Origin of the sequence: Glaciibacter kafniensis (assembly GCF_039538945.1) — a bacterium.
In the GTDB taxonomy this organism is placed as follows: Bacteria; Actinomycetota; Actinomycetes; order Actinomycetales; family Microbacteriaceae; genus Cryobacterium; species Cryobacterium kafniensis.
Genome location: NZ_BAABCN010000017.1, coordinates 102,515 through 121,535 on the forward strand (window position 1 = coordinate 102,515; position 19,021 = coordinate 121,535).

Below are 19,021 nucleotides of genomic sequence, written 5' to 3' on the forward strand. Positions count from 1 at the left end.
CCGACCGTCACCCATCGTCTTCACCCCCCTCCTCGTCAACGCCCCCAAAACTCCCTAAGCCACCCGCAACTCAATCTCGCCCGGCAGCGCATCCGCCCCGCCGAACACCAGGTGCCGGTTCGCGATCTTGTCGGTGAAGAACCGGTCGTGGCTGACCACGATCACCGCGCCGGGAAAGTGCAGCAGCGCGCGTTCCATCACCTGAGTGCTCGACATGTCGAGATGGTTGGTCGGCTCATCGAGCAGCAGAACGGATGCGCCCGAGAGCAAACACTGCGCCATCGCGACGCGTGCCCGCTGACCTCCGGAGAGGTTGCCGATCTTCTGCTTGAGGTCGGCTTCGCTGAACTGGAACATCGACAGAAACCGATTCACCGATTTGCGTGTCGCGGTGAAGGCGAGGCTGCCCGGCATCGCATTGACCGAATGGCTGACGGTGTCGTCTTCGTCAAGTTCGGCGAGAACCTGGTTGTACGAAACCACGCCGGCGCCGGGAGCCCAGGTGACCTTGCCGGCATCCGCTTTCTCTTCGCCGTTCAGCACCTTGAGCAGCGTGGACTTGCCGCTGCCGTTGGAGCCGAGTACGACGATGCGGTTGCCCCGGCGCACCTCGAAGGCGAGGTCGCTGAAGAGCAGCTTGTCGCCGTAGCTCTTGTCGAGTGACTCGACGCGGCAGAGCACATCCTTGATGTGCAGGCCGCTGTAGATCTCGGTGATGATCTGGTCGACCGGGCGCGGGGCGCGGTTCTTTTTGATGCTGGCGAGCTGGCTGCCGAGCTTGCGGCTGGACGCCTTCGCGGCCTCGCGGCGGTCGGCGATGCCTTCGGATTCGAACGCGAGCAGCTCGGACTCGTGCACGAACTGCGCTTCGAGCGTCTTGAGCCGGAACTGCTTCTGCACCACGTATTCACCGAAGTTGCCCGGGTATTCGTGCAGGTGAAAGTTCTCGACCTCGATGATGCGGGTGACGACGGCATCGAGAAACTTGCGGTCATGCGACACGATGATGGCGGCGCCCTTGAAGTCGCGGAACCACGACTCGAGCCACTCGACACCGGCAACGTCGAGGTAGTTGGTGGGCTCGTCGAGCAGCAGCACGTCGGGGTTCTCAAGCAGGATCTTCGCCAGCGCCGCGCGGTTGCGCCAGCCGCCCGACAGTTCGTCGATCGGGCAGACACGGTGCGCCTCGTTGAAGCCGAGCGTGGTCAGCGCGGTGTCGATGTTGCGCTTGTAGTCCCAGCCGCCGAGGCGTTCCATCTCTTCGAACAGTTCGGCCTGGCGATGGATGAGCCGGTCGAGTTCGTCGCCGGCATTCGGGTCGACGGCAACGCTCGCGATGGTCGTGTCGATGGAGGCCAGTTCGGCTTCGATCGCTTTGATCTCGACGAACAGTTCGTCGAGAACTTCAAGAATTGTCGACTCGCCGTTCAGCTCGGAGAACTGGGAGAAATAGCCGATCTTGACGCCGGCATCGACGGTGACGGTTCCGGTATCGGGGGTCACCTGTTCGAGGATCAGCTTGAGGATCGTGGACTTGCCCGAGCCATTCTTGCCGATCAGGCCAACCCGGTCGCCGGTTTCGAGGCGCAGGAAAACCTCGCGCAGAATCTGGGTCTTCTCGAATTGAACGTTGATGTCTTGCAGCCTGATCAGGCTCATTGCTGGTGTCCTCTCGCGGGGCATCCCTCTGGCCGTCTTCGCGCTTCGCTGTTCGCTCGGGGCAGAGCTCGTGACAAGAAGCTCGCGGCACGCAACGGTGCTCGGAGCACGTGTGGAAACACGTGCCGCGAGCGCGAACGCGTGCTGCGACGAATGGGCTGGCCAGCTGGCGCTGACCGGGAGGGCATGTGGCCCGCGTTGAGTCTACAAAGTGTTGCTGTGGGAATCGGACCGATCTGCTGCGTGTACTCCGGTGCGCAGCCCGAACTCCTGTCTGCCCATTTCGGGCGTACAAAAGGGGCCACGCATGTGTGCGCAGTCCCCATCGCCTTACTGCCGAGCTAGCTGAGTTTTAATCCTCCTCGCAGTGTTGCTCAAACCAGTGCTCGAGGGCGTTCCAGCGCTCGTTTGACCAACGGTCGTTGGATTGATGGTTGCGGCGATCGTTCGCGAAGAAGCGGTCGAGGAAATTGCATGTGGCTTCGATGTGCCGATCGTTCCTGCGATCGTTGTTGTGGCCGTCACCGTTGTTGTGGCCGTCACCGTTGTTGTTGTTGTTCGACGACACCGTCTGCGAAACGCTTCCACTCGCAGCCGCGGGCATCGCCATGGCGACAGATCCTCCAAGCAATGTGAGCGTGATGGCCGTGCCGCTCAGCCATTTCGTGGTCATTTTGTTCATTTCGACTCCTTCGTCGTGGGTGGGAAGGCGCTTTGCCGGCCCAGGTTCAACGCTAGGGACGCAACCATGAGAACAAGATGAGACGCCGCACGTCGCTCACGGATCGGCGGCGATCACGTACCCCGAGCCGCGCCTCGTCTCGATAATGTCAGGCTCGCCGGCGGCCGTGAGCTTCTGGCGCAGGTATCGGATGTAGGTCTGCACGACGTTGCTGACCCCGTCGTAGTTCTGGTCCCAGGCGTGGTCGATCAACTCGCTTGAGCTGACGACGGAACCGGCGTTTCGCATCAGGTACTCCAGGACCGCATATTCCTTTGCCGTCAGGAAGATCTGCCGTGCGCCGCGTTCCGCGCTTCTGCTAGCGGGATAGAGGCGCACCCCCTGCGCTTCCAGGACCGGCGGGACGGCTCGAGGCGAGCGGCGCAGGAGTGCCCGCACCCGGGCGAGCAGCTCGACCAGTTGGAAGGGCTTCACCAACGAATCATCCGCCCCCGCATCGAGACCTCGCGCGCGCGCGGTCGGCGAATCGAGAGTTTCGAGCATCAGGAGGGGCACCTGGGTGTCATTCGCGCGGATCTCTCGGCAGAGTTCCGTCCCGCCGCCACTGGTCCCGGGCAGCGTGATATCAAGGATGATCAGGTCGTACGTTTCAATTTCGAAATACATCAAGGCCGCGGCCCGGTCGGGGGCGACGTCAACGGCATAGCCAGCCTCCGCGAGTGACCGCGCCAGCAGGTCTGCGATCATCGCTTCATCATGGGCGACCAGAATTCTCACTGGCAGGCTTTCACTGTGCTCGCACGGAGCCACCTTCGGAACGACTGGTTTCAGTTCGCTCTCGTAGAGCCTGAAACACCCTCCAGTTTCACCGATCGGGCTGAGAATTTCCACAGAGATGACGTTCTTGATTGGCCTCGATGTGATCCGAACTACAGTGCAGAAGTCCGAACACGCGTCACTCGAATGTGGTTGTCGCGTGACAGCGCAGTCCGGACGGGTTGCCAAGCCCGGACACGCGGAATGACGCGGAAGTTGCTCCGCAGTATGCCAGTAGTTTTTTGTTTCCGACGCTCCCGGATGCGGGCGGCGGATGCGATGGGCGGGTCTCCGCTCGGCGACCGATTCCTACTCGACGAGGCGCAGCATCCGGTCGCTGTTGTTGAAGCGCTCGCCGCCGGTCTCGGTGACCGTGACGATGTCTTCGATGCGTACACCGAACCGACCGGGGAGGTAGATGCCCGGCTCGATCGAGAAGCACATGCCGGGGCGGAGCAGCTGCTCTTCGCCCTCGACCATGTACGGCGGTTCATGGGTAGTGACGCCGATGCCGTGGCCCGTGCGGTGAATGAACTCCTTGCCATAGCCAGCCTCGGTGATCACGGCCCGGGCAACTCGGTCGATCTCCTGGCACGGGATGCCGGGGGCGACGGCGTCGAAGGCGGCTTGCTGGGCGTTCCGCACAATTTCGTGCACGTCGCGCTGCTCCTCGGTGGACTCGCCGACGCAGACCGTGCGGGTCGTGTCCGACCCGTAGCCGTGCATCAGGCCGCCGAAGTCCAGCACCACTGCGTCGCCGACCTGAATCACGCGCTCGCCGGCTTCGTGGTGCGGGTTTGCGCCGTTCGGACCCGAACCGACCACGGTGAAGTCGACCTGCTCGTGGCCGAACTCGCGCAGGAGCCGGGCGAGGTCGGCGGCGACCTCGGTCTCGCGGCGACCGGCGAACTGCACCTTGACGATTTCGTAGAACGTCGCATCCGCTGCGGCACCGGCCAGCGCCAGGCGGGCGAGCTCGTCGGCGTCCTTGACCGCGCGCATCATCGGCAGGCTCTGACTCAGGGAGCGGTAGCGGGTTTCGGGCAGTCTCTCTTGCAGGCCGAGCAGATGCATCGCCCAGGCCGAGTCGGAGATGCCGAACTGTCCGTGCGACCGCACGAACCGACTGGCTGCCTCGTAGGGATCCGTCCCGTCCGTCCAATCCACGATCTCGACGCTCGGCGCACCGGCAGCGGCTTCGGCGTCTGCACGCTCCAAGATCGGTACCAGCAGGGTCGGCGGTTGGCCGGGAGTGAGCGTCAGCATCGTCAGCCGCTCGGTGATGGCGGTGGGCTGGTAGCCCGTGAGCCAGACGAGGTCCGGCCCGGGCATCACTACGACGCCGTCCAGCCCGGCGCCGAGCGCATCGGCGACGACCCGCGCCATCCGTGCCGCATAGTCGTCACTTGTGAACGGGACCGGTTCCGTTTCGGGATTCATCGCGCGCCTCCTCAGCTGCCGTACCTTCTGAGGATCCCACTGCGGCTGGCTGCGCGGAAGCCGAACACCCGCCAGGCCGGGCAAATTCATGCGTCGGAAAGCCCTTGCGCCCGATTGCACCGCGAACTAACATGCAACCAAATGGTTGTATTAAATGTGAGCGCACACGAGATCGACCGCATCTTTCAGGCAATGGCGGATGCGACGCGACGCGACATCATCACGCGGGTGATGGTGCGCGAGCAGTCGGTTTCAGCGCTCGCCGCACTCTATGCGATGAGCTTCGCCGCGGTGCAGAAGCACGTGGCGGTGCTTGAGCGTGCCGGGCTCGTCGGCAAAGAAAGACACGGACGGGAACAGATCGTGCAGGCCAAACCGGAGACACTGCGGCGTGCAGCGCAACTGCTCGACGCTTACGAGGAGATCTGGCACGACCGGGCCGAACGCATGGTGGGCATCCTCACCGAAACCCAACCGATATCCGAGAAGGGACAGAAATCATGACCGTACTCAGCTCAGAGAAAGACCTCAAAGCGCTGACCCTCACGTTCGTCGCCGAGTTCAACGCAGATGCTCCCCGTGTCTGGCAGCTGTGGGAAGACCCGCGCCAGCTCGAACGCTGGTGGGGGCCGCCCACCTACCCGGCCACGTTTGAGCGCCATGAGTTTCGCGAGGGCGGCAACTCCCGCTACTACATGACCGGTCCGGAAGGCGAGAAGCCCCGCGGCTGGTGGGCCATCACCGAGATCGACGCCCCGCGCCGGTTCGTGTTCGACATGGGATTCTCGGGTGACGACGGAGAACCGGATGCCTCTCTGCCGGCTCAGGCACTGGTCACGTTGGAGGAGCACGGCGACAGGACACGGATGACGATCGTGTCGACATTCTTGAACCCCGACCAAATGGAGCAAATGATCGCGATGGGAATGGAAGAGGGCCTGCGTGAGGCCCTCGGCCAGATCGACGCGCTGCTTGCGGAGAGCGTGTCGGCCTAGCTGTTCTTCCCATTGACGTTGTGGACACGTTCGATGGGTGACTTTCCTCCGATGCCGGTATGGGGTCTGTGGTGATTGTAGCTATGAACCCAGTCCTGGTAGGTCGCTGCGCGGGCAGCGTCTGAGTCGTAGTGGTGGGCGTATGCCCACTCGAATGCGAGTGTGCGGTGGAAGCGTTCGATCTTCCCGTTCGTCTGTGGTCGATAGGGCCGGGTGTATTTGTGCTTGATCTTCTCGCCCAGGGTGTCTTTAAACAGCCCTGACCGGTAGCAGGAGCCGTTATCGGTCATCACCCGGGTGACGGTGATTCCCAGGCCGGCGTAGAAGGCGTTGGCCCGTTTCCAGAACTCGGCGGTGGTCTCCTTCTTCTCGTTCTCGAGGATCTCCGAGTAGACGACACGAGAGTGGTCATCGATCGCCGAGTGCAGGTAGGCGTAGCCGGCGCCGGACCGGTTCTTGTTTCCCTTCACCCGGCCCAGGGTGCGGTGCCCGCCGCCGTCCGGGATCCAGCCGAGCTTCTTCACGTCCACATGCACCAGATCGCCGGGATTGGCGCGTTCGTAGCGGACCGGTTTCGCTTTCCGCACCCGCACACCGGTGTTCAGATCAAGGTGTCCCAGCAGCGGCACCCGGTAGCGGCCGAGGACCTTCGACACCGTCGACTGCGGCAAATGCAAGTGATACGCGATTCGGTGCGGGCCCCACCGCCGGGTGACGCGCAGGGCGACGATGCGGCGTTCCGTGCGCTGGGCGGTCTGCTTCGGTGAGTGCTTCGGGCGCGACGAATGATCAGCCAGCCCGGCTTCGCCCTCAGCCCGATAGCGGGCCACCCACTTCGAGACGGTGGCGCGGTGGCACTGGAACCGCTCCGCGACACGGGACTGTTTCCAGCCGCCGTCGACGACAAGATTGACGAGTTGCAAGCGGCCCGCAGGCGTGAGCTTCGCGTTGGCATGGGTAACGTAGGACAAGAGAACCTCCGTGGATCGATTTGAGTCTGGTAACCCATATCGATACCGGAGGTTCTCGTCTTATCCCGTCACGCCACGCTGCGCACAACCTGTGTGGGAAGAACACCTAGCTCGCATTCGCTGAATACTCGGCCCGTTTCGTGCCGGCCCACCTGGTCGCCGCGGGCGGGCCGAGGTTCGTTGAAACAGCTGATGCGCTGTGCTAGGTTCCGATCAATTCTGGTTCCGGCGGCAAGCGAGCCGCCACAGGGTTCTCGTGCAGTGTTCGGATGTGGCGACATGACTATTCAACGGATGGACAACGTCGCGATCGTCGTTGACGATTTGGATGCGGCTGTCGCCTTCTTCGCTGAGCTCGGCATGGAGGTGGAAGGCAGTACCCACATCGAAGGCCCGTGGGCAGACCGCACCGTCGGACTCAATGTGATCCGAAGCGAAATCACAATGCTGCGCACTCCCGACGGTCATGGCAGGTTGGAGCTGACCAAATATCACGCTCCCGCGTTGTCTGGCGCCGGATCGGAAAACCCGCCGCCCAACACATTGGGATTGCATCGCATCATGTTCGCGGTCGACGACATCGACGACACCGTCGACCGTCTGCGCACCCATGGCGCGGAACTCCTCGACGAGATCGCGCAGTACGAGAGCACGTACCGGCTCTGTTACCTCCGCGGCCCCGCGGGCATCATCGTCGCGCTGGCCGAGCAAATCGGCTGACGTCGGCCGCGGATTCATTCGGGGCGCGTCCGGCTGATCACCTGCGGGTCGTCTAGTTTCAACTTCAGGGGCGGTGCGGTTCTTCGACCGGCGACAAGGCTGGTTCGAACTTGAACCGTCGCAGGCCGCTCCGCGTAGCGGGCGACGCGTCGATCGCATACGCGAGCGCAAGTCGTCCTTGCAGTAGCCTTCCAATGTCCGCTTACCCGCTCTCGTTCAACGGAGACATGAATGGCCAGGCAAGTCTTTTTTTCTTTTCACTATGCACGGGACATCTCTCGAGTAAACATCGTTCGCAAGTCTGGATTTCTCCAAGACGAGACAGGGTTCATTGATCACTCACTCTGGGAGAAGAGCAAGCTTCAAGGAAAGTCCGCCCTTCAGAAACTCATCGACGACGGACTCAAAGGTGCGAGCGTGACGGCAGTCCTTATAGGGAAAGAAACCGCGGGTCGCGAGTGGGTGAATTACGAGATTGAGAAGTCCTGGAATGAAGGAATGGGAGTTGTCGGAATTAGAATCCACAACTTGAAAAATCTACAGGGCATTGCGGACTCTGCAGGGGCGAATCCATTTGACTCGTTCACTATCAAAAAGGGTACGGAGTCGCTAAGCAAACACGTGAAAGTTTACGACTGGGTGAACGATGACGGTTATGCAAACATGAGCGATTGGATTGAAACTGCGGCAGCAGCCAGGGGCCGATAGGCGTGCCAGTCCCTCGCGGGAGCTACAGAATCGTACTCCTTGGCGAAAATAGTAGTGATGAGATCATTTTGCTGTCGGAGGCAATTCGTCGGATTGCGAAGGGATCTGGCGCGGGGAGGCTTCCTCTCGAGATCACAGATGATGCAGCGGTCCTCGAATTAGAACCAGACCCTGGTTCGCCTACGACTGCAGCAGTTTTTGTTGGGAGCGCGGCCGCGGGGCAGTCATCTCGACTTCGCGCAGTTTCCAGAAACTGTCTCAAACACTTCACGCCGACGCTACCCGTGTTCGATCCAGACCAAGGAACTCTGCAGTCTCAACTGCCGCCGGAGCTACACGCGCTCAACGCCACCAAGTGGTCATATGGGACATCAGCGGACCACCTGGCGAGTCAGATCCTGAGGCTAGTGGGGTTGGCCGAAGACGAGCGCAGGCTATTCGTGTCCTATCGACAAGTCGATGCGGCGAAGCTCGCGGACCAGCTTCGACATGAGCTGATCGATGCCGGCTGGGATGTGTTTCTCGACAGATTTAGCATCCCTCCAGGAGCGGACTTTCAACGCCGGCTGGACAAAGAGCTCGCCGAGAAAGCCTTTGTGCTGTTGCTTGAAACTCCGACTGCATCTGGAAGCCCCTGGGTGGAACACGAGATTGCCTTTGCGTTGCAACGCCGGTTGGGACTCATGTCCTTGACCCTTCCCGATACCCGGGATTCCGAACTCTACCCCGCTCTAGATTCCTCGGCGCGATTCAGGATCGGAGAGTCAGATGTAGTCGGTGCCGCCCCTGAGTATGTCCTAACGAAGGAAGCAATTCGAAAGGTTGTTGAGGAGGTCGAGCAAAGGCATGCTGCTGCATATTCTCTTCGACGAGAGAGCGCGATGCTCGAAGCCTCAGAGGAATTGAGAAGGTGCGGCTATCTGGTTCGGCCTTTGGGCGAGTGGACACTTGTTGCAGAGAAATCGGATAGACGTGAAGTTGTATTCGTTACTGCAAGAGCGCCTGAGGCGAGCGATCTAAGAACCGTGGCGCAACTGCGAGCGTTACAGAAACCCTATGTATTGCCGACACGAGGTTGGATCGTTCATCCCACAGAGGACATTGATACCGACAGGTCATCACTTATCAGATGGCTGTCGCGCCATCGGCAAATCTCCTCGACCCCAGTAATGCTTCTCGCGAAGAGGGTCGCATGAGCGGAACAATTTTTCTATCAGCGAGCTTCCCCAACGGGAATCGGCCTGGTGAATCGGGCGTATTTTTCCCTGCCGACATCGCGGCGGCCGCTTCCGCCGTTGTTGAGGGCACGTTGCGGTCAGGTGGCAGGTTGGTGTTTGGTGGGCATCCGACGATTACGCCCCTCGTTCTGAACATCGCGTCGATGCTGCAAGCCGGAGATCGAATACTTTGCTACCAGTCCTTGCACTTCGAGGGTCAATTCACTGATGAAATGATCAGACTCATAGGCGAGGAAGGCGCAGTGGCTAAGTTAACGCCGGACGAAGGAGAACTCAAGTTGAGCCTGATGGTGCTGCGGGAGGACATGCTCGCAAACCAGTTCCAGGGAGCCTTCTTTGTGGGGGGGATGTCAGGAATTCGAGATGAACTTGCAATACTTCAGCGGATTCAGCCTGCCACTCCAATGTTTGCTTTTCAGGCACCGGGAGGCGCAGCGGGATCTCTAGTGGGACACAGTCCCGGTGGTCCCGTCGGATTGGATCAGGCGGGAGGTGCGCCTTGGCGCGAAGAAGGACGACTTCGGGACGTTCGGCCGTTGATGGGGCGCGCCTATTCGTCGTTGGTGCTGCAGGCGTTGGAAGAGGTGGGGCTCACTCCATAGATGCGAAGTTCGGCCCGTGAAAGTGGCGCGTTGAACGAAAGCGGGGGACTTATGGCTCAGCTGAGGCGTTCCGACAAATGAACCGTCACGTCGTCGCCCACGTTCTTGCCGAGCTTCTTGCGTACCTTGGCACTGATCGAGACCATGTGGCAGCCGGATCCGTTCGGCATCAGCGCGAGCGACACCGGCTCGTCGTCGGCGAGACGGACCACCTTGATGGCCTTGCCCGTTCCGAACAGCTCGACAGAGCCCGGAAACTCCACGCACGACCACAGGTCACCCTTAATCTCGATCCCAATCGGGCCGGTAAAGGTGACGTCCAAAGGGCCAGGGGTTGTGTTCATGAGTGGTAATCCAATCTGGCCACGGAGGCTGCTCAGGCTCTGACGGGCCTCGGGAGAGGCTACCCGCGAACGAAGTCAGACAGATTTGGAAAACCCTCCGCCCAACGCATTGGGCTTGCATCGCATCATGTTCGCTGTCGACGACATCGACGACATCGTCGACCGTCTGCGCACTCACGGCGCGGAGCTCCCCGACGAGATCGCGCAGTACGAGAGCACATACCGGCTCTGCTACCTCCGAGGCTCCGCGGGCATCATCGTTGCGCTGGCCGAACAGATCGGCTGACGCCGGCCGCGCTCATTCGAGGCGCGGTCGGCTGATGATCTGCGGGTCGTCGGGCTTCACTTCTTTGGCGGTGCGATTCTTGGGTCGGTGTGGCAAGACCGGTTCGAACTTGAACCGTCGCGGGCCGCTCCACATTGCGGGCGGAGCATCGATCGCGTAAGCGAGAGCGTAGGCTACCTTTTCGTAGTTGACGCGCCATCCTCGGAAGTGGGGCCAAGCCTGTTCCGGCGTCACCTCAATCGGAAAGTCGACGGTTCGCAGAATCTCGACTGCCGTTTGGAAGTCCTCGAACGTCACGTCGATGGGGAAGTCGGGATCGGGATCCTCGTCAACCGGAATGTGAATGGCTCGCGCCACTTGATTGAGGCAGGTGAACCCCATCCGCAGCACGAGTCGGGCCCGGATGTGCGGGGCCGACTTCGGGCTCAGCGAAAGTTGCAATGCCGCGGCATCCATCACGCTGAGCAGTGAGATGAGCCAGTTCGACTGCGCCGCAGGTGAACGGAGCCACACCAAGGTGAGGTAGGTGGTGTGCGACTCGGCAACTTCGGCAGCCCAGCGCTCCCAGCGTTGGTAGAGCTCGCCCAGCTCCTGGGTGGTGTTCTGGGCCTCCATGCCGAATCGTGTGCGAACAAGGAGCTCGGGTCCCCACGAGGGGGAGCCGGCTCTCGAGACGAGAAGTGTGACTTCCGCTTCCCGCCTATTGAACGCGGCGTAGAGGGTGGGTAGATATCCGACCTGCAAGGCGATGACGATCAAGCCGGTAATCGCGGCCATATAGACCAACACAGTGTTGCCGGCGTTCGTCGGCTCCGCGTAACCGAGCGTGAACATCGCGGAGCCGGCCTCGCTGGCGGCATTCCAGAAGTCGCCGTCAACGAACGGGAGCAGAAGCAGGATGAATGAGAGATTGAACATCGCAACCCACGCGAGCAGGCGCACGAACAACGACATCGGGGACTGCCAGGCCAGCACCCGGTCGCGCACCACATAGGAAGAAATTGGCTTCGTGATGGCATGAAAGAACTTCATCGTGGCGCGGCCCGTCACCCGAGAAACAGCGCTGCGTGTGGATCGCGGCACGATCAGCGTTCCGATCACACTCATCCACGTGAGAAACAGCAGGACCGCTCCGACGGTGAAACATGCCCACACGAGTACGGTCACAGTGGTCTTTCGGTAGTCGGACGCTTAATCGGCCAGGTCCTGCGTCGAAGACCCAGGCAAACCTGTTGAGGATCGAATCATTGATTCAGCCTTAGGGGTTTGTCAAGGGATCGAGCGTTGGGTGGCATTGCAGAGAGGTGGGGCTTTGCGCTCTGCGGGACGCACCTGCACGGCGAGGAAGGGAGACGTCGCGTGAGAAGGTTGTGCTGTGAGCAGACCAAAGAGGCTAATCTCCAACATTCCATTTGTGACGGCTACCCTCACCCTGGGGTCCGTGTCGTTTGCGATATTCTTTGTAGTCGTTCTTTCGACTGTTTCTCTCGTCTTCTTGACCGATGACTTCAAAGGCATCTGGTTTCACACAGGATTGCTAGGAAACGAAATTCTTGACGGCGCAACCTGGTTACTCCCGTCGTTCATTGGCGCGCTTTTTGTCGTCGCTGTGATTCCACACGACGAAACCGAATCGAATTTAGGAGACTACGTATCGGTGAAGGAAGGGCTTACGCGGCTCATACCATTTGTAGTGGGCGTGCTGACCTTCGTGAGTTTCATTTTCTGCGTCATAGGCGCCGCTGCATACCCGGGCAAGGTCTACGAGCTATACGCGGTGTCGGCACTCTCATTTGTCATATTTGGTACCTCGCTTGTGCTCGTAACGGGGACGTTCTCGCTACCATCCATGCGTCTAAGAGAGGCAGTTGGGGCGCACAGTCAAATCCAGTCAGCGCTCCGGAAGGTTCGGCCACTAGTCGAGGGAGTGCCGTCTTCTCCGTTTACCAAAGCGCTGAGAGCGATTCTGGCAACAGCTGTGATTGCTGCATTTCCAGGATTGGCTCTCCTGGCCATTCAAATGGGTATCGGAATGACCCCGGATTGGAAAGCGATTGGCTTCCTCCTCGGGCTTTCAGGATTCTTCGCCATTGTCTCGTTCGTCTCTCTATTTCTCTGGCTTGTTTCAAGCCGAGGGATTTCAGATAGATTGCTTGCCGTTTGTGTTCCGTGCGTAATCATCGGAGCAGGGGCGGTCATTGTCTTTCTTGGCGCAATAAGCTCCGGGGTCGAAGCGGTTGCCGTCTCTCTGATCCCACTCGTCTTGGTTCCTTTCATTGTGACTTGGGTTCCAGCGGCAGTTCCCGCCCCAGCGAGGAGACATTCGTTGCGAAATGCGTCGGCAATCGCTGCGTATCGTTATCTGACCAGTCGGCTGGAGGCTGCTGAGAGTGACCTTCTCACATCGGGAGTCAGCAAACCCGATGAAGAAGACCGATCAATCCTTCGATACCTGGGTGTATCTGGTCGATAGCGCTATCCACCTTGCGCGGAAGGCCACGGGCAGAGCATCGCATCGCGAGTTCTTGGAAAAGTTCGGGCGCAGCTGTCGATTTGCGCACCTGGTCCGCGTCGTATAGGTAGGAGCCCCGATAGACGGGCCCACCTCCAACGAAAGGTACAGACCAATGTCGAACAACAAGTCAGCCACTACTCAGCTTGAGGCGACCGACGAGATCCGCAGCCTCTTCAGCGAGATCTACGCCGCCTGGGCCGACAACGATGCGGATGCCTTCGTGGCACCGTATCGGGATGACGCCACGGTGGTCATGCCGGGCGCATATCACCGTGACCGGGAGGAGATCCGCAGGTCAATGGCGACTGGCTTTGGGGGACCGCTCAAAGGTTCCCGGACGGTCGACGAAACTCTGAGCATCCGCCTTATCGGTGACACAGCGATCGTCGTCAGCAAGGCCGGCATTCTCCTGGCAGGTGAAGCAGAACTCCCGGCCGAACGGGAAGTCATTGCCACCTGGGCGCTGGTTCGAGAGGATGGGCGCTGGCTCGTCGCCTCATACGCCAACGCGCCGGCCCACTGAAACTCGAATGCCCAAACCAGAGTTCACACGACGGGAGTACGAAGTGTCAAAGTATTTGGTGATGATCTTCCAAGATGAAGTGGTCACGAAAGAAGAAGCCGGCGAGACGGTCAGCGACGACTACCTCGCGTTCATGAAGAGGCGCGGGGGATCTCTGCTCAACGGGGCCGCACTCGAGCCGCCGGAGACGGCCACGACCATCCGCCGCGATGGCTCCGGCGGATTCACGGTGACCGACGGTCCCTTCGCCGAGTCGAAAGAGACGCTCGGCGGCTACTACCTGATCGAGGCCGCCGACCTCGACGAGGCGCTGGAAATCGCCAAGGAAATTCCCGCCGGCGTCGCAGTCGAGGTGCGGCCGGTGCGAGTGGCGAGCTGATGTCGCCAGCCGCCAGCTCGGAGGTCGCTGCTGCGGTTGCGGATGCGCACCGTCGGGAGTGGGCGTTCGTGTTGGCGGCCACCATGCGTGTCGCCGGCGATATCGACACAGCCGAAGAAGCCGTTCAGGATGCCTACGCCAGCGCGCTGTCGACATGGGGCACGCGCGGCATCCCGGAGAACCCGGGAGCATGGCTCACCGTGACCGCACGGCGACGCGCGTTGGACATCCGCCGACGTGCCGCGACAGCGCAGCGGGCGCTCCCCAAACTTCTCGAACCAGAGGCGCATTTTGGAGATGAACCCGGCCAAGACACCGAGGACATCACCGACGATCGGCTGCGGCTGATCTTCGCCTGCTGCCACCCCGCCCTCTCCGCTGACGCCCAGGTCGCCCTGACGCTGCGGCTCCTGTGTGGGCTGTCGACGGCCGATGTTGCGCGCGCGTTTCTGCTGCCGGAGGCGACGATGGCTGCGCGGATCACCCGAGCGAAAAAGAAGATCTCAGCCGCGCACATCCCGTACCGCGTGCCGGCGGCATCCGAACTCAGAGAGCGTGTCAACGGCGTGCTCTCCGTCGTTTACCTGGTGTACACGACCGGGCACACCGCTCCCTCGGGAGCGAACTTGATGCGCCGAGATCTCGCCGAACGCGGCCATGAGTTGGCGAGAATGCTGCGCGTGCTGCTTCCCGGCGACCGCGATGTCGCCGGGCTTCTCGCACTCGTGTTGCTCACGGATGCCCGCAGGGACGCCCGGATCGATGAGCACCGTGAACTCGTGCTGATGGAGAACCAGGATCGAACGAAATGGGACCGCGCAGCCATCAACGAAGGGGTGGCGCTGCTGCGGGAGGCATTGACGCAGCGGCCTCCGAGTCGTTTTGCGCTGATGGCAGCGATCGCGGCCGTGCATGACGAGAGCGCGTCGTGGTCAGACACTGACTGGCAGGAAATCCGGGGTCTCTACGACCTCCTCGTGGAGACGTGGCCGTCGCCCGTCATTCAACTCAACCGGGCCATCGCCCTCGGCTTTGCGGTCGGATACTCGAGAGGCTTGGCCGAGCTGGATGCGCTCGGTTCCGAACCGCAACTCGCCCGCTACCCATATCTCGCGGGCGCCCGCGCCGATTTTCTGACCCGGCTCGGCCGTGTCGAGGAGGCCCGGGTCGCCTTCGAGGAGGCGCTCATCCTCACCGACAATGACACCGAACGACGCTATCTCCAGGGCCGTCTGAGCGAACTGCCGGGTTGACGACAGCTCAGGTGAGACGTTCGGACAAGTGAACGGTGACGTCATCGCCGACATTCTTGCCGAGCTTTTTGCGCAGCTTGGCGCTGATCGAGAGCATGTGGCCGCCGGAACCGGTCGGCATCAGTGCGAGTGAGACGGGTTCGTCATCGACTTCGCCAACCACTTTGATGGCCTTGCCTGTGCCGAACAGTTCGACCGAGTCCGGAACCTCCACGCACGACCACAGGTCACCCTTGATCTCGATTCCAATCGGGCCGGTGAAAGTGACGTCGAGGGGGCCGGGGGTTGTGCTCATAACAGGTGTTCCAATCTGGCCCAGGGGACCGCTCAGGCTCTAAAGAGCCTGAGGAGAGGCTACTCGCGAACGAGATCAGACGGATGATCCTCGGTGAGGCGGTCTCCATGGAGCGCTGCGAAAAATTCTTCTCCGTTTTTTGCTATTCAGTATTGCTATGTACCGGTACTCGTGCTTACTATGTACTGGTAGTTAGCATCACTGAGTAGTTAGAAGGACGAGTCCATGGGTAAGCAAATGACTGAGATGCTCAAGGGCACGCTCGAGGGGATCGTACTTGCGACGCTCGCCGTGCAGCCGGCATACGGCTACGAGATCACGGCGCGACTGCGCGAACAGGGATTCTCCGACATCGTCGAGGGCACCGTGTATGCACTGCTGATCAGGATTGAGCAGCGTGGCCTTGTCGACGTCGAGAAAGTTCCGTCTGAGAAGGGGCCGCCGCGCAAGGTCTACTCGCTGAACGCGCAGGGTGGCGAGTACCTCGACGAGTTCTGGAAGTCGTGGGCCTTTCTCGCAGAACGGATCGAACAGATCCGCGACCACATCGAGCATCCGCAAGAAGCACATCCGCAGGCAAAAGAAGCACATTCACAAGAAGAAGGAGCGTAATCATGGCGGCAAAATGGATCGAGACCCTCACCGGCTCGCTCGAGCAGAAGAAGCAATACAAGCAGGACAAGGCCCGCATCGACGCCCTTCCCGAGCCCTATGGGGCCGCAGCGAAGGCAATGCACCGGTACTTCATGTACTGCGGCGGCATCACTGACGGAGACACCCTCATTTCGATGTTCGGCGACCTGGCCGACCTGTGGGAGCGCGCCGCCGTCGACGGCACTCCGCTGCGCGAGATCGTCGGCGACGACCCGGTCGAGTTCGCCGAGACCTTCGCAGAGGCCTACAGCGGCAAGCGATGGATCGACAAGGAACGCGCTCGCCTGAACAAGGCGATCGAGGATGCCGAGCGAGAGGCAGAGAAATGAGCACCGAAACCGCTATCCGGGTGCAGGGCATCCAGAAGTCATTCAAGGACTTGCACGTGCTTCGAGGCGTCAACTTCGAGGTGAAGGCGGGGAGCATCTTTGCGCTGCTCGGCTCCAACGGTGCAGGCAAGACCACGCTGGTGCGCATCCTGTCAACGCTTGTGAAGGCCGACGCGGGCCGCGCCACTGTCCACGGCTTTGACGTCGCCGCGAAGCCCGGCGACGTGCGCGAGTCGATCAGCCTGACCGGCCAGTTCGCCGCGGTCGACGAAATTCTCTCCGGACGGGAGAACCTCGTGCTGATCGCCAAGCTGCGTCACCTGAAGAACCCGGGCGTGATCGCCGACGACCTCCTCGCCCGTTTCTCGCTCACCGACGCGGGAAAGCGCGCTGCGGCGAAGTACTCGGGCGGTATGCGCCGCCGACTCGATATCGCGATGAGCCTGATCGGCAACCCGCCGGTCATCTTCCTCGACGAGCCGACGACCGGACTCGACCCGCAGGCGCGCATCGAGGTGTGGCAGACCATCAAGAAACTCGCCGATAGTGGCACGACGGTGCTGCTCACCACGCAGTACCTCGACGAGGCCGAACAGCTCGCCGACCGGATCGCGATCCTGCACAAGGGAACGATCATCCAGAACGGCACCCTCAGCGAACTCAAGAAACTCCTCCCGCCGACCGCGGTCGAGTACGTCGAGAAGCAGCCTTCCTTGGAGGATGTCTTTCTCGCGCTCGTCGGCGACACCGGCGACACCGACTCCGCTGACGACAATGCCGACGTCCGCACCGAAGGTGCAGTCCCGTCAGGAAAGGAACTCCGATGACCACCAACGTCCTCAGCGATACCCGCGTCCTCACCGGCCGATCGCTGACCCACATCCTCCGCAGCCCCGACACGATCATCACGACCGCGGTCACCCCGATCGCATTGATGCTGCTGTTCGTCTACGTGCTCGGCGGTGCGATCAACACCGGTTCGGACGAGCCGTACATCAACTACATGCTCCCCGGAATCCTGCTCATCACGATCGCGTCCGGCGTGGCATATACCGCCTACCGGCTGTTCCTCGATCTGCAAGGTGGCATCTTCGAGCGCTTCCAATCGATGCCGATCGCCAGGTCGAGCGTGCTCTGGGCGCACGTGCTCACCTCCCTGGTCGCGAACCTGGTCTCGATCGCCATCGTCATCGGCGTCGCCGTGATCATGGGGTTCCGCACCGGAGCATCCGTCGGCGCCTGGCTCGCGGTCGCCGGCATTCTGGTGCTGTTCACCCTCGCGCTGACCTGGCTCGCTGTGATCGCCGGACTTTCGGCGAAGACCGTCGACGGCGCGAGCGCGTTCAGCTACCCGCTGATCTTCCTGCCGTTCATCAGCTCGGCGTTCGTGCCGACCGATTCGATGCCGGCCCCGGTCGCCTGGTTCGCTGAGAACCAGCCAGTGACCTCCATCGTGAACACCATCCGGGCCCTGTTTGCCCAGCAACCCGTCGGCAGCGACATCTGGGTCGCCCTCGCCTGGCTCGTCGGCATCCTCGTCGTCGCCTATGGGTTCGCGATCGCCATCTACCGTCGCAAAATCAGCTGACGCTCGGCTCGGCCCGCAGAGTGCGCGGCCCGCGACGAAAGCCGCTCGTTTCCACCAAGTGGACGCGAGCGGTGTCGTCATTGCGAATTGGCCTCGAAGGTTCTATCAGGCCGATGGGCGCCGCGACCGGACGGTGAATGAGCAGTCGAACTGGCGTCTCACCTTATTGAATGTGCCCCCACGCAGATTCGAACTGCGGCCCCTGCCTCCGGAGGGCAGTGCTCTATCCCCTGAGCTATGGGGGCCAGGGTGGTCACTACGTTACCAGTATCTGAGCGACGAAAATCCGCCACTCACGACGTCAGCACGACGCGACCACGACGCGACGACGACGCCGGCCCGCAGGAGGCCGCCCGAAACCTACCCCAGGTGCGACAGCACCGACGCGACGAGTGTCTGCGCATCGCCGGGCTCAGCGAACTCGGTCGAGCTCACGCTCACCCAGTGGGCGCCGGAGAGCACCTGAGCGGTGCCCACACCGCCGGAGGACGCAAAGAAACCCTCAATCGGCGTCGTGCCATACGTCGGCACGGCCTTGCCACCCAGCAGCGCCTGGTCGATCAGCGTGGCCTGCAGCACATCGTTCGGCTGCGTGACCGAGACCTCGAATGTCGCGTCGCTGGTCTGGTTAAGCCAGCCGCACGCCACACCGTCGTACTTCACCGCAGTCTGGGCCGCGGCACTCGTCGGCTCGAAATCGGGCGCGACGCCATAGTTCGGGTTGTACGCATAGACATCGTCTGGCGTCAGAATCTGATCGCAGGTGAGCGCGACAGGCGTGCCGATCGCCTCGGGAGTCGGCGTGGGAGTGGGCGTTTCGCCGGGGGCATCCGTCGCACCGGGGGCCGGAGCCGTCGCACCTGCCGAGGGCGTCGTCGACGAACCGGGCTTCGGCGAATCGGTGGAGCACGCGGTCAGCGCAAGAAGCACGAGCAATCCGGCGGCCAGGGGAGCGGCAACCCGGCGACGCGAGTTACGGCTGACAGACGGGCGGATGCGGGGAGAAGTCACGAGGGCTGGCACG

Annotated in this window: 24 protein-coding genes and 1 tRNA gene; 15 read left to right on the plus strand and 10 right to left on the minus strand. The window is 61.6% G+C overall.

Annotated elements, in window-relative coordinates; all coding sequences use genetic code 11:
• Positions 1-54: 54 nt before the first annotated feature.
• From ABD791_RS19260 to ABD791_RS19275, 4 genes are all read right to left on the minus strand, one after another.
• Positions 55-1,659 (minus strand): ABC-F family ATP-binding cassette domain-containing protein, encoded by a 1,605-nt coding sequence (locus ABD791_RS19260; RefSeq protein ID WP_345069502.1) that lies wholly within the window; start codon positions 1,657-1,659, stop codon positions 55-57.
• Between the two features lie 352 nt (positions 1,660-2,011).
• Complete coding sequence (locus tag ABD791_RS19265; RefSeq protein WP_345069503.1) at positions 2,012-2,341, minus strand: hypothetical protein; 330 nt, start codon at positions 2,339-2,341, stop codon at positions 2,012-2,014.
• Positions 2,342-2,437: 96 nt separating this feature from the next.
• The gene (locus ABD791_RS19270) at positions 2,438-3,232 is read right to left on the minus strand and encodes a response regulator transcription factor (RefSeq protein WP_345069504.1); all 795 of its coding nucleotides are present in this window, start codon (positions 3,230-3,232) and stop codon (positions 2,438-2,440) included.
• Between the two features lie 234 nt (positions 3,233-3,466).
• Entirely contained in the window at positions 3,467-4,597 is a 1,131-nt protein-coding gene (locus ABD791_RS19275) for a M24 family metallopeptidase (protein WP_345069505.1), read from the minus strand.
• Positions 4,598-4,738: 141 nt separating this feature from the next.
• Here ABD791_RS19275 and ABD791_RS19280 point away from each other — a divergent pair, with 141 nt between their 5' ends.
• Both ABD791_RS19280 and ABD791_RS19285 read left to right on the plus strand, forming a co-directional pair.
• A complete protein-coding gene (locus ABD791_RS19280) occupies positions 4,739-5,101 on the plus strand; it encodes an ArsR/SmtB family transcription factor (protein WP_345069506.1) in 363 nt (120 codons plus the stop codon).
• Complete coding sequence (locus ABD791_RS19285; RefSeq protein WP_345069507.1) at positions 5,098-5,592, plus strand: SRPBCC family protein; 495 nt, start codon at positions 5,098-5,100, stop codon at positions 5,590-5,592. Before ABD791_RS19280 ends, ABD791_RS19285 begins: the two co-directional genes overlap by 4 nt.
• Here ABD791_RS19285 and ABD791_RS19290 read toward each other — a convergent pair.
• On the minus strand, positions 5,589-6,563 hold the full coding sequence (locus tag ABD791_RS19290; protein ID WP_345069508.1) for an IS481 family transposase: 975 nt from the start codon (positions 6,561-6,563) through the stop codon (positions 5,589-5,591). The two genes, ABD791_RS19285 and ABD791_RS19290, sit on opposite strands and share 4 nt — an antisense overlap.
• Positions 6,564-6,842: 279 nt before the next feature.
• Between ABD791_RS19290 and ABD791_RS19295 the strand changes: the two genes are divergently transcribed.
• The 4 genes from ABD791_RS19295 (at position 6,843) to ABD791_RS19310 (ending at position 9,831) form a co-directional block, all read left to right on the plus strand.
• Positions 6,843-7,283: a VOC family protein gene (locus ABD791_RS19295; RefSeq protein WP_345069509.1), complete on the plus strand. Its 441-nt coding sequence runs from the start codon at positions 6,843-6,845 to the stop codon at positions 7,281-7,283.
• A gap of 231 nt (positions 7,284-7,514) precedes the next feature.
• A complete protein-coding gene (locus ABD791_RS19300) occupies positions 7,515-7,991 on the plus strand; it encodes a TIR domain-containing protein (protein ID WP_345069510.1) in 477 nt (158 codons plus the stop codon).
• Positions 7,992-8,275: 284 nt separating this feature from the next.
• The gene (locus tag ABD791_RS19305; RefSeq protein WP_345069511.1) at positions 8,276-9,187 is read left to right on the plus strand and encodes a toll/interleukin-1 receptor domain-containing protein; all 912 of its coding nucleotides are present in this window, start codon (positions 8,276-8,278) and stop codon (positions 9,185-9,187) included.
• The gene (locus ABD791_RS19310; protein WP_345069512.1) at positions 9,184-9,831 is read left to right on the plus strand and encodes a Thoeris type III anti-phage system protein ThcA; all 648 of its coding nucleotides are present in this window, start codon (positions 9,184-9,186) and stop codon (positions 9,829-9,831) included. Before ABD791_RS19305 ends, ABD791_RS19310 begins: the two co-directional genes overlap by 4 nt.
• A gap of 56 nt (positions 9,832-9,887) precedes the next feature.
• Here the strand turns inward: ABD791_RS19310 and ABD791_RS19315 are convergent, their stop codons facing one another.
• Positions 9,888-10,175 (minus strand): DUF1905 domain-containing protein, encoded by a 288-nt coding sequence (locus tag ABD791_RS19315; protein WP_345069513.1) that lies wholly within the window; start codon positions 10,173-10,175, stop codon positions 9,888-9,890.
• Positions 10,176-10,302: 127 nt separating this feature from the next.
• Between ABD791_RS19315 and ABD791_RS19320 the strand changes: the two genes are divergently transcribed.
• Positions 10,303-10,461 (plus strand): VOC family protein, encoded by a 159-nt coding sequence (locus ABD791_RS19320; protein WP_345069514.1) that lies wholly within the window; start codon positions 10,303-10,305, stop codon positions 10,459-10,461.
• Positions 10,462-10,473: 12 nt separating this feature from the next.
• Here the strand turns inward: ABD791_RS19320 and ABD791_RS19325 are convergent, their stop codons facing one another.
• Positions 10,474-11,628 carry a hypothetical protein gene (locus ABD791_RS19325; RefSeq protein WP_345069515.1) on the minus strand — a complete coding sequence of 385 codons (1,155 nt, stop codon included), beginning with the start codon at positions 11,626-11,628 and terminating at the stop codon, positions 10,474-10,476.
• 208 nt (positions 11,629-11,836) lie between these two features.
• On the opposite strand from ABD791_RS19325, the gene ABD791_RS19330 reads away from it, so the two are divergent.
• From ABD791_RS19330 to ABD791_RS19345, 4 genes are all read left to right on the plus strand, one after another.
• A complete protein-coding gene (locus ABD791_RS19330; protein ID WP_345069516.1) occupies positions 11,837-12,934 on the plus strand; it encodes a hypothetical protein in 1,098 nt (365 codons plus the stop codon).
• Between the two features lie 154 nt (positions 12,935-13,088).
• Positions 13,089-13,499: an SgcJ/EcaC family oxidoreductase gene (locus ABD791_RS19335; RefSeq protein WP_345069517.1), complete on the plus strand. Its 411-nt coding sequence runs from the start codon at positions 13,089-13,091 to the stop codon at positions 13,497-13,499.
• A gap of 43 nt (positions 13,500-13,542) precedes the next feature.
• Entirely contained in the window at positions 13,543-13,878 is a 336-nt protein-coding gene (locus tag ABD791_RS19340) for a YciI family protein (RefSeq protein WP_345069518.1), read from the plus strand.
• Positions 13,878-15,131, plus strand: coding sequence for an RNA polymerase sigma factor (locus ABD791_RS19345; protein WP_345069519.1), 1,254 nt, complete (start codon positions 13,878-13,880; stop codon positions 15,129-15,131). The genes ABD791_RS19340 and ABD791_RS19345 overlap by 1 nt, the downstream gene beginning before the upstream one ends.
• Before the next feature lie 7 nt (positions 15,132-15,138).
• Here the strand turns inward: ABD791_RS19345 and ABD791_RS19350 are convergent, their stop codons facing one another.
• Positions 15,139-15,426 carry a DUF1905 domain-containing protein gene (locus ABD791_RS19350; protein ID WP_345069520.1) on the minus strand — a complete coding sequence of 96 codons (288 nt, stop codon included), beginning with the start codon at positions 15,424-15,426 and terminating at the stop codon, positions 15,139-15,141.
• Between the two features lie 225 nt (positions 15,427-15,651).
• Here ABD791_RS19350 and ABD791_RS19355 point away from each other — a divergent pair, with 225 nt between their 5' ends.
• From ABD791_RS19355 to ABD791_RS19370, 4 genes are read left to right on the plus strand one after another with little or no spacing between them, the layout of a single operon-like run.
• On the plus strand, positions 15,652-16,038 hold the full coding sequence (locus tag ABD791_RS19355; protein WP_345069521.1) for a PadR family transcriptional regulator: 387 nt from the start codon (positions 15,652-15,654) through the stop codon (positions 16,036-16,038).
• Between the two features lie 2 nt (positions 16,039-16,040).
• Positions 16,041-16,409, plus strand: coding sequence for a DUF1048 domain-containing protein (locus ABD791_RS19360; protein WP_345069522.1), 369 nt, complete (start codon positions 16,041-16,043; stop codon positions 16,407-16,409).
• Positions 16,406-17,236, plus strand: a complete 831-nt coding sequence (locus ABD791_RS19365; protein ID WP_345069523.1) for an ABC transporter ATP-binding protein — start codon at positions 16,406-16,408, stop codon at positions 17,234-17,236. The genes ABD791_RS19360 and ABD791_RS19365 overlap by 4 nt, the downstream gene beginning before the upstream one ends.
• Entirely contained in the window at positions 17,233-17,997 is a 765-nt protein-coding gene (locus ABD791_RS19370; protein WP_345069524.1) for an ABC transporter permease, read from the plus strand. Before ABD791_RS19365 ends, ABD791_RS19370 begins: the two co-directional genes overlap by 4 nt.
• 173 nt (positions 17,998-18,170) lie before the next feature.
• On the opposite strand, the gene ABD791_RS19375 is transcribed toward ABD791_RS19370, so the two are convergent.
• Positions 18,171-18,242, minus strand: a tRNA-Arg gene (locus tag ABD791_RS19375).
• A 115-nt stretch (positions 18,243-18,357) separates the two neighbouring features.
• The gene (locus ABD791_RS19380; RefSeq protein WP_345069525.1) at positions 18,358-19,020 is read right to left on the minus strand and encodes an iron ABC transporter ATP-binding protein; all 663 of its coding nucleotides are present in this window, start codon (positions 19,018-19,020) and stop codon (positions 18,358-18,360) included.
• Position 19,021: the final 1 nt, after the last annotated feature.

Excerpts from the sequence above, each read along its gene's own strand:
- ABD791_RS19300 (WP_345069510.1), top strand. The coding sequence starts at position 7,515 with ATGGCCAGGCAAGTCTTTTTTTCTTTTCACTATGCACGGGACATCTCT.
- ABD791_RS19335 (WP_345069517.1), top strand. The coding sequence starts at position 13,089 with ATGTCGAACAACAAGTCAGCCACTACTCAGCTTGAGGCGACCGACGAG.
- ABD791_RS19345 (WP_345069519.1), top strand. The coding sequence starts at position 13,878 with ATGTCGCCAGCCGCCAGCTCGGAGGTCGCTGCTGCGGTTGCGGATGCG.
- ABD791_RS19310 (WP_345069512.1), top strand. The coding sequence starts at position 9,184 with ATGAGCGGAACAATTTTTCTATCAGCGAGCTTCCCCAACGGGAATCGG.
- ABD791_RS19320 (WP_345069514.1), top strand. The coding sequence starts at position 10,303 with ATGTTCGCTGTCGACGACATCGACGACATCGTCGACCGTCTGCGCACT.
- ABD791_RS19315 (WP_345069513.1), bottom strand. The coding sequence starts at position 10,175 with ATGAACACAACCCCTGGCCCTTTGGACGTCACCTTTACCGGCCCGATT.
- ABD791_RS19265 (WP_345069503.1), bottom strand. The coding sequence starts at position 2,341 with ATGAACAAAATGACCACGAAATGGCTGAGCGGCACGGCCATCACGCTC.
- ABD791_RS19275 (WP_345069505.1), bottom strand. The coding sequence starts at position 4,597 with ATGAATCCCGAAACGGAACCGGTCCCGTTCACAAGTGACGACTATGCG.
- ABD791_RS19280 (WP_345069506.1), top strand. The coding sequence starts at position 4,739 with ATGGTTGTATTAAATGTGAGCGCACACGAGATCGACCGCATCTTTCAG.
- ABD791_RS19285 (WP_345069507.1), top strand. The coding sequence starts at position 5,098 with ATGACCGTACTCAGCTCAGAGAAAGACCTCAAAGCGCTGACCCTCACG.
- ABD791_RS19365 (WP_345069523.1), top strand. The coding sequence starts at position 16,406 with ATGAGCACCGAAACCGCTATCCGGGTGCAGGGCATCCAGAAGTCATTC.
- ABD791_RS19295 (WP_345069509.1), top strand. The coding sequence starts at position 6,843 with ATGACTATTCAACGGATGGACAACGTCGCGATCGTCGTTGACGATTTG.
- ABD791_RS19350 (WP_345069520.1), bottom strand. The coding sequence starts at position 15,426 with ATGAGCACAACCCCCGGCCCCCTCGACGTCACTTTCACCGGCCCGATT.
- ABD791_RS19260 (WP_345069502.1), bottom strand. The coding sequence starts at position 1,659 with ATGAGCCTGATCAGGCTGCAAGACATCAACGTTCAATTCGAGAAGACC.
- ABD791_RS19360 (WP_345069522.1), top strand. The coding sequence starts at position 16,041 with ATGGCGGCAAAATGGATCGAGACCCTCACCGGCTCGCTCGAGCAGAAG.
- ABD791_RS19355 (WP_345069521.1), top strand. The coding sequence starts at position 15,652 with ATGGGTAAGCAAATGACTGAGATGCTCAAGGGCACGCTCGAGGGGATC.
- ABD791_RS19370 (WP_345069524.1), top strand. The coding sequence starts at position 17,233 with ATGACCACCAACGTCCTCAGCGATACCCGCGTCCTCACCGGCCGATCG.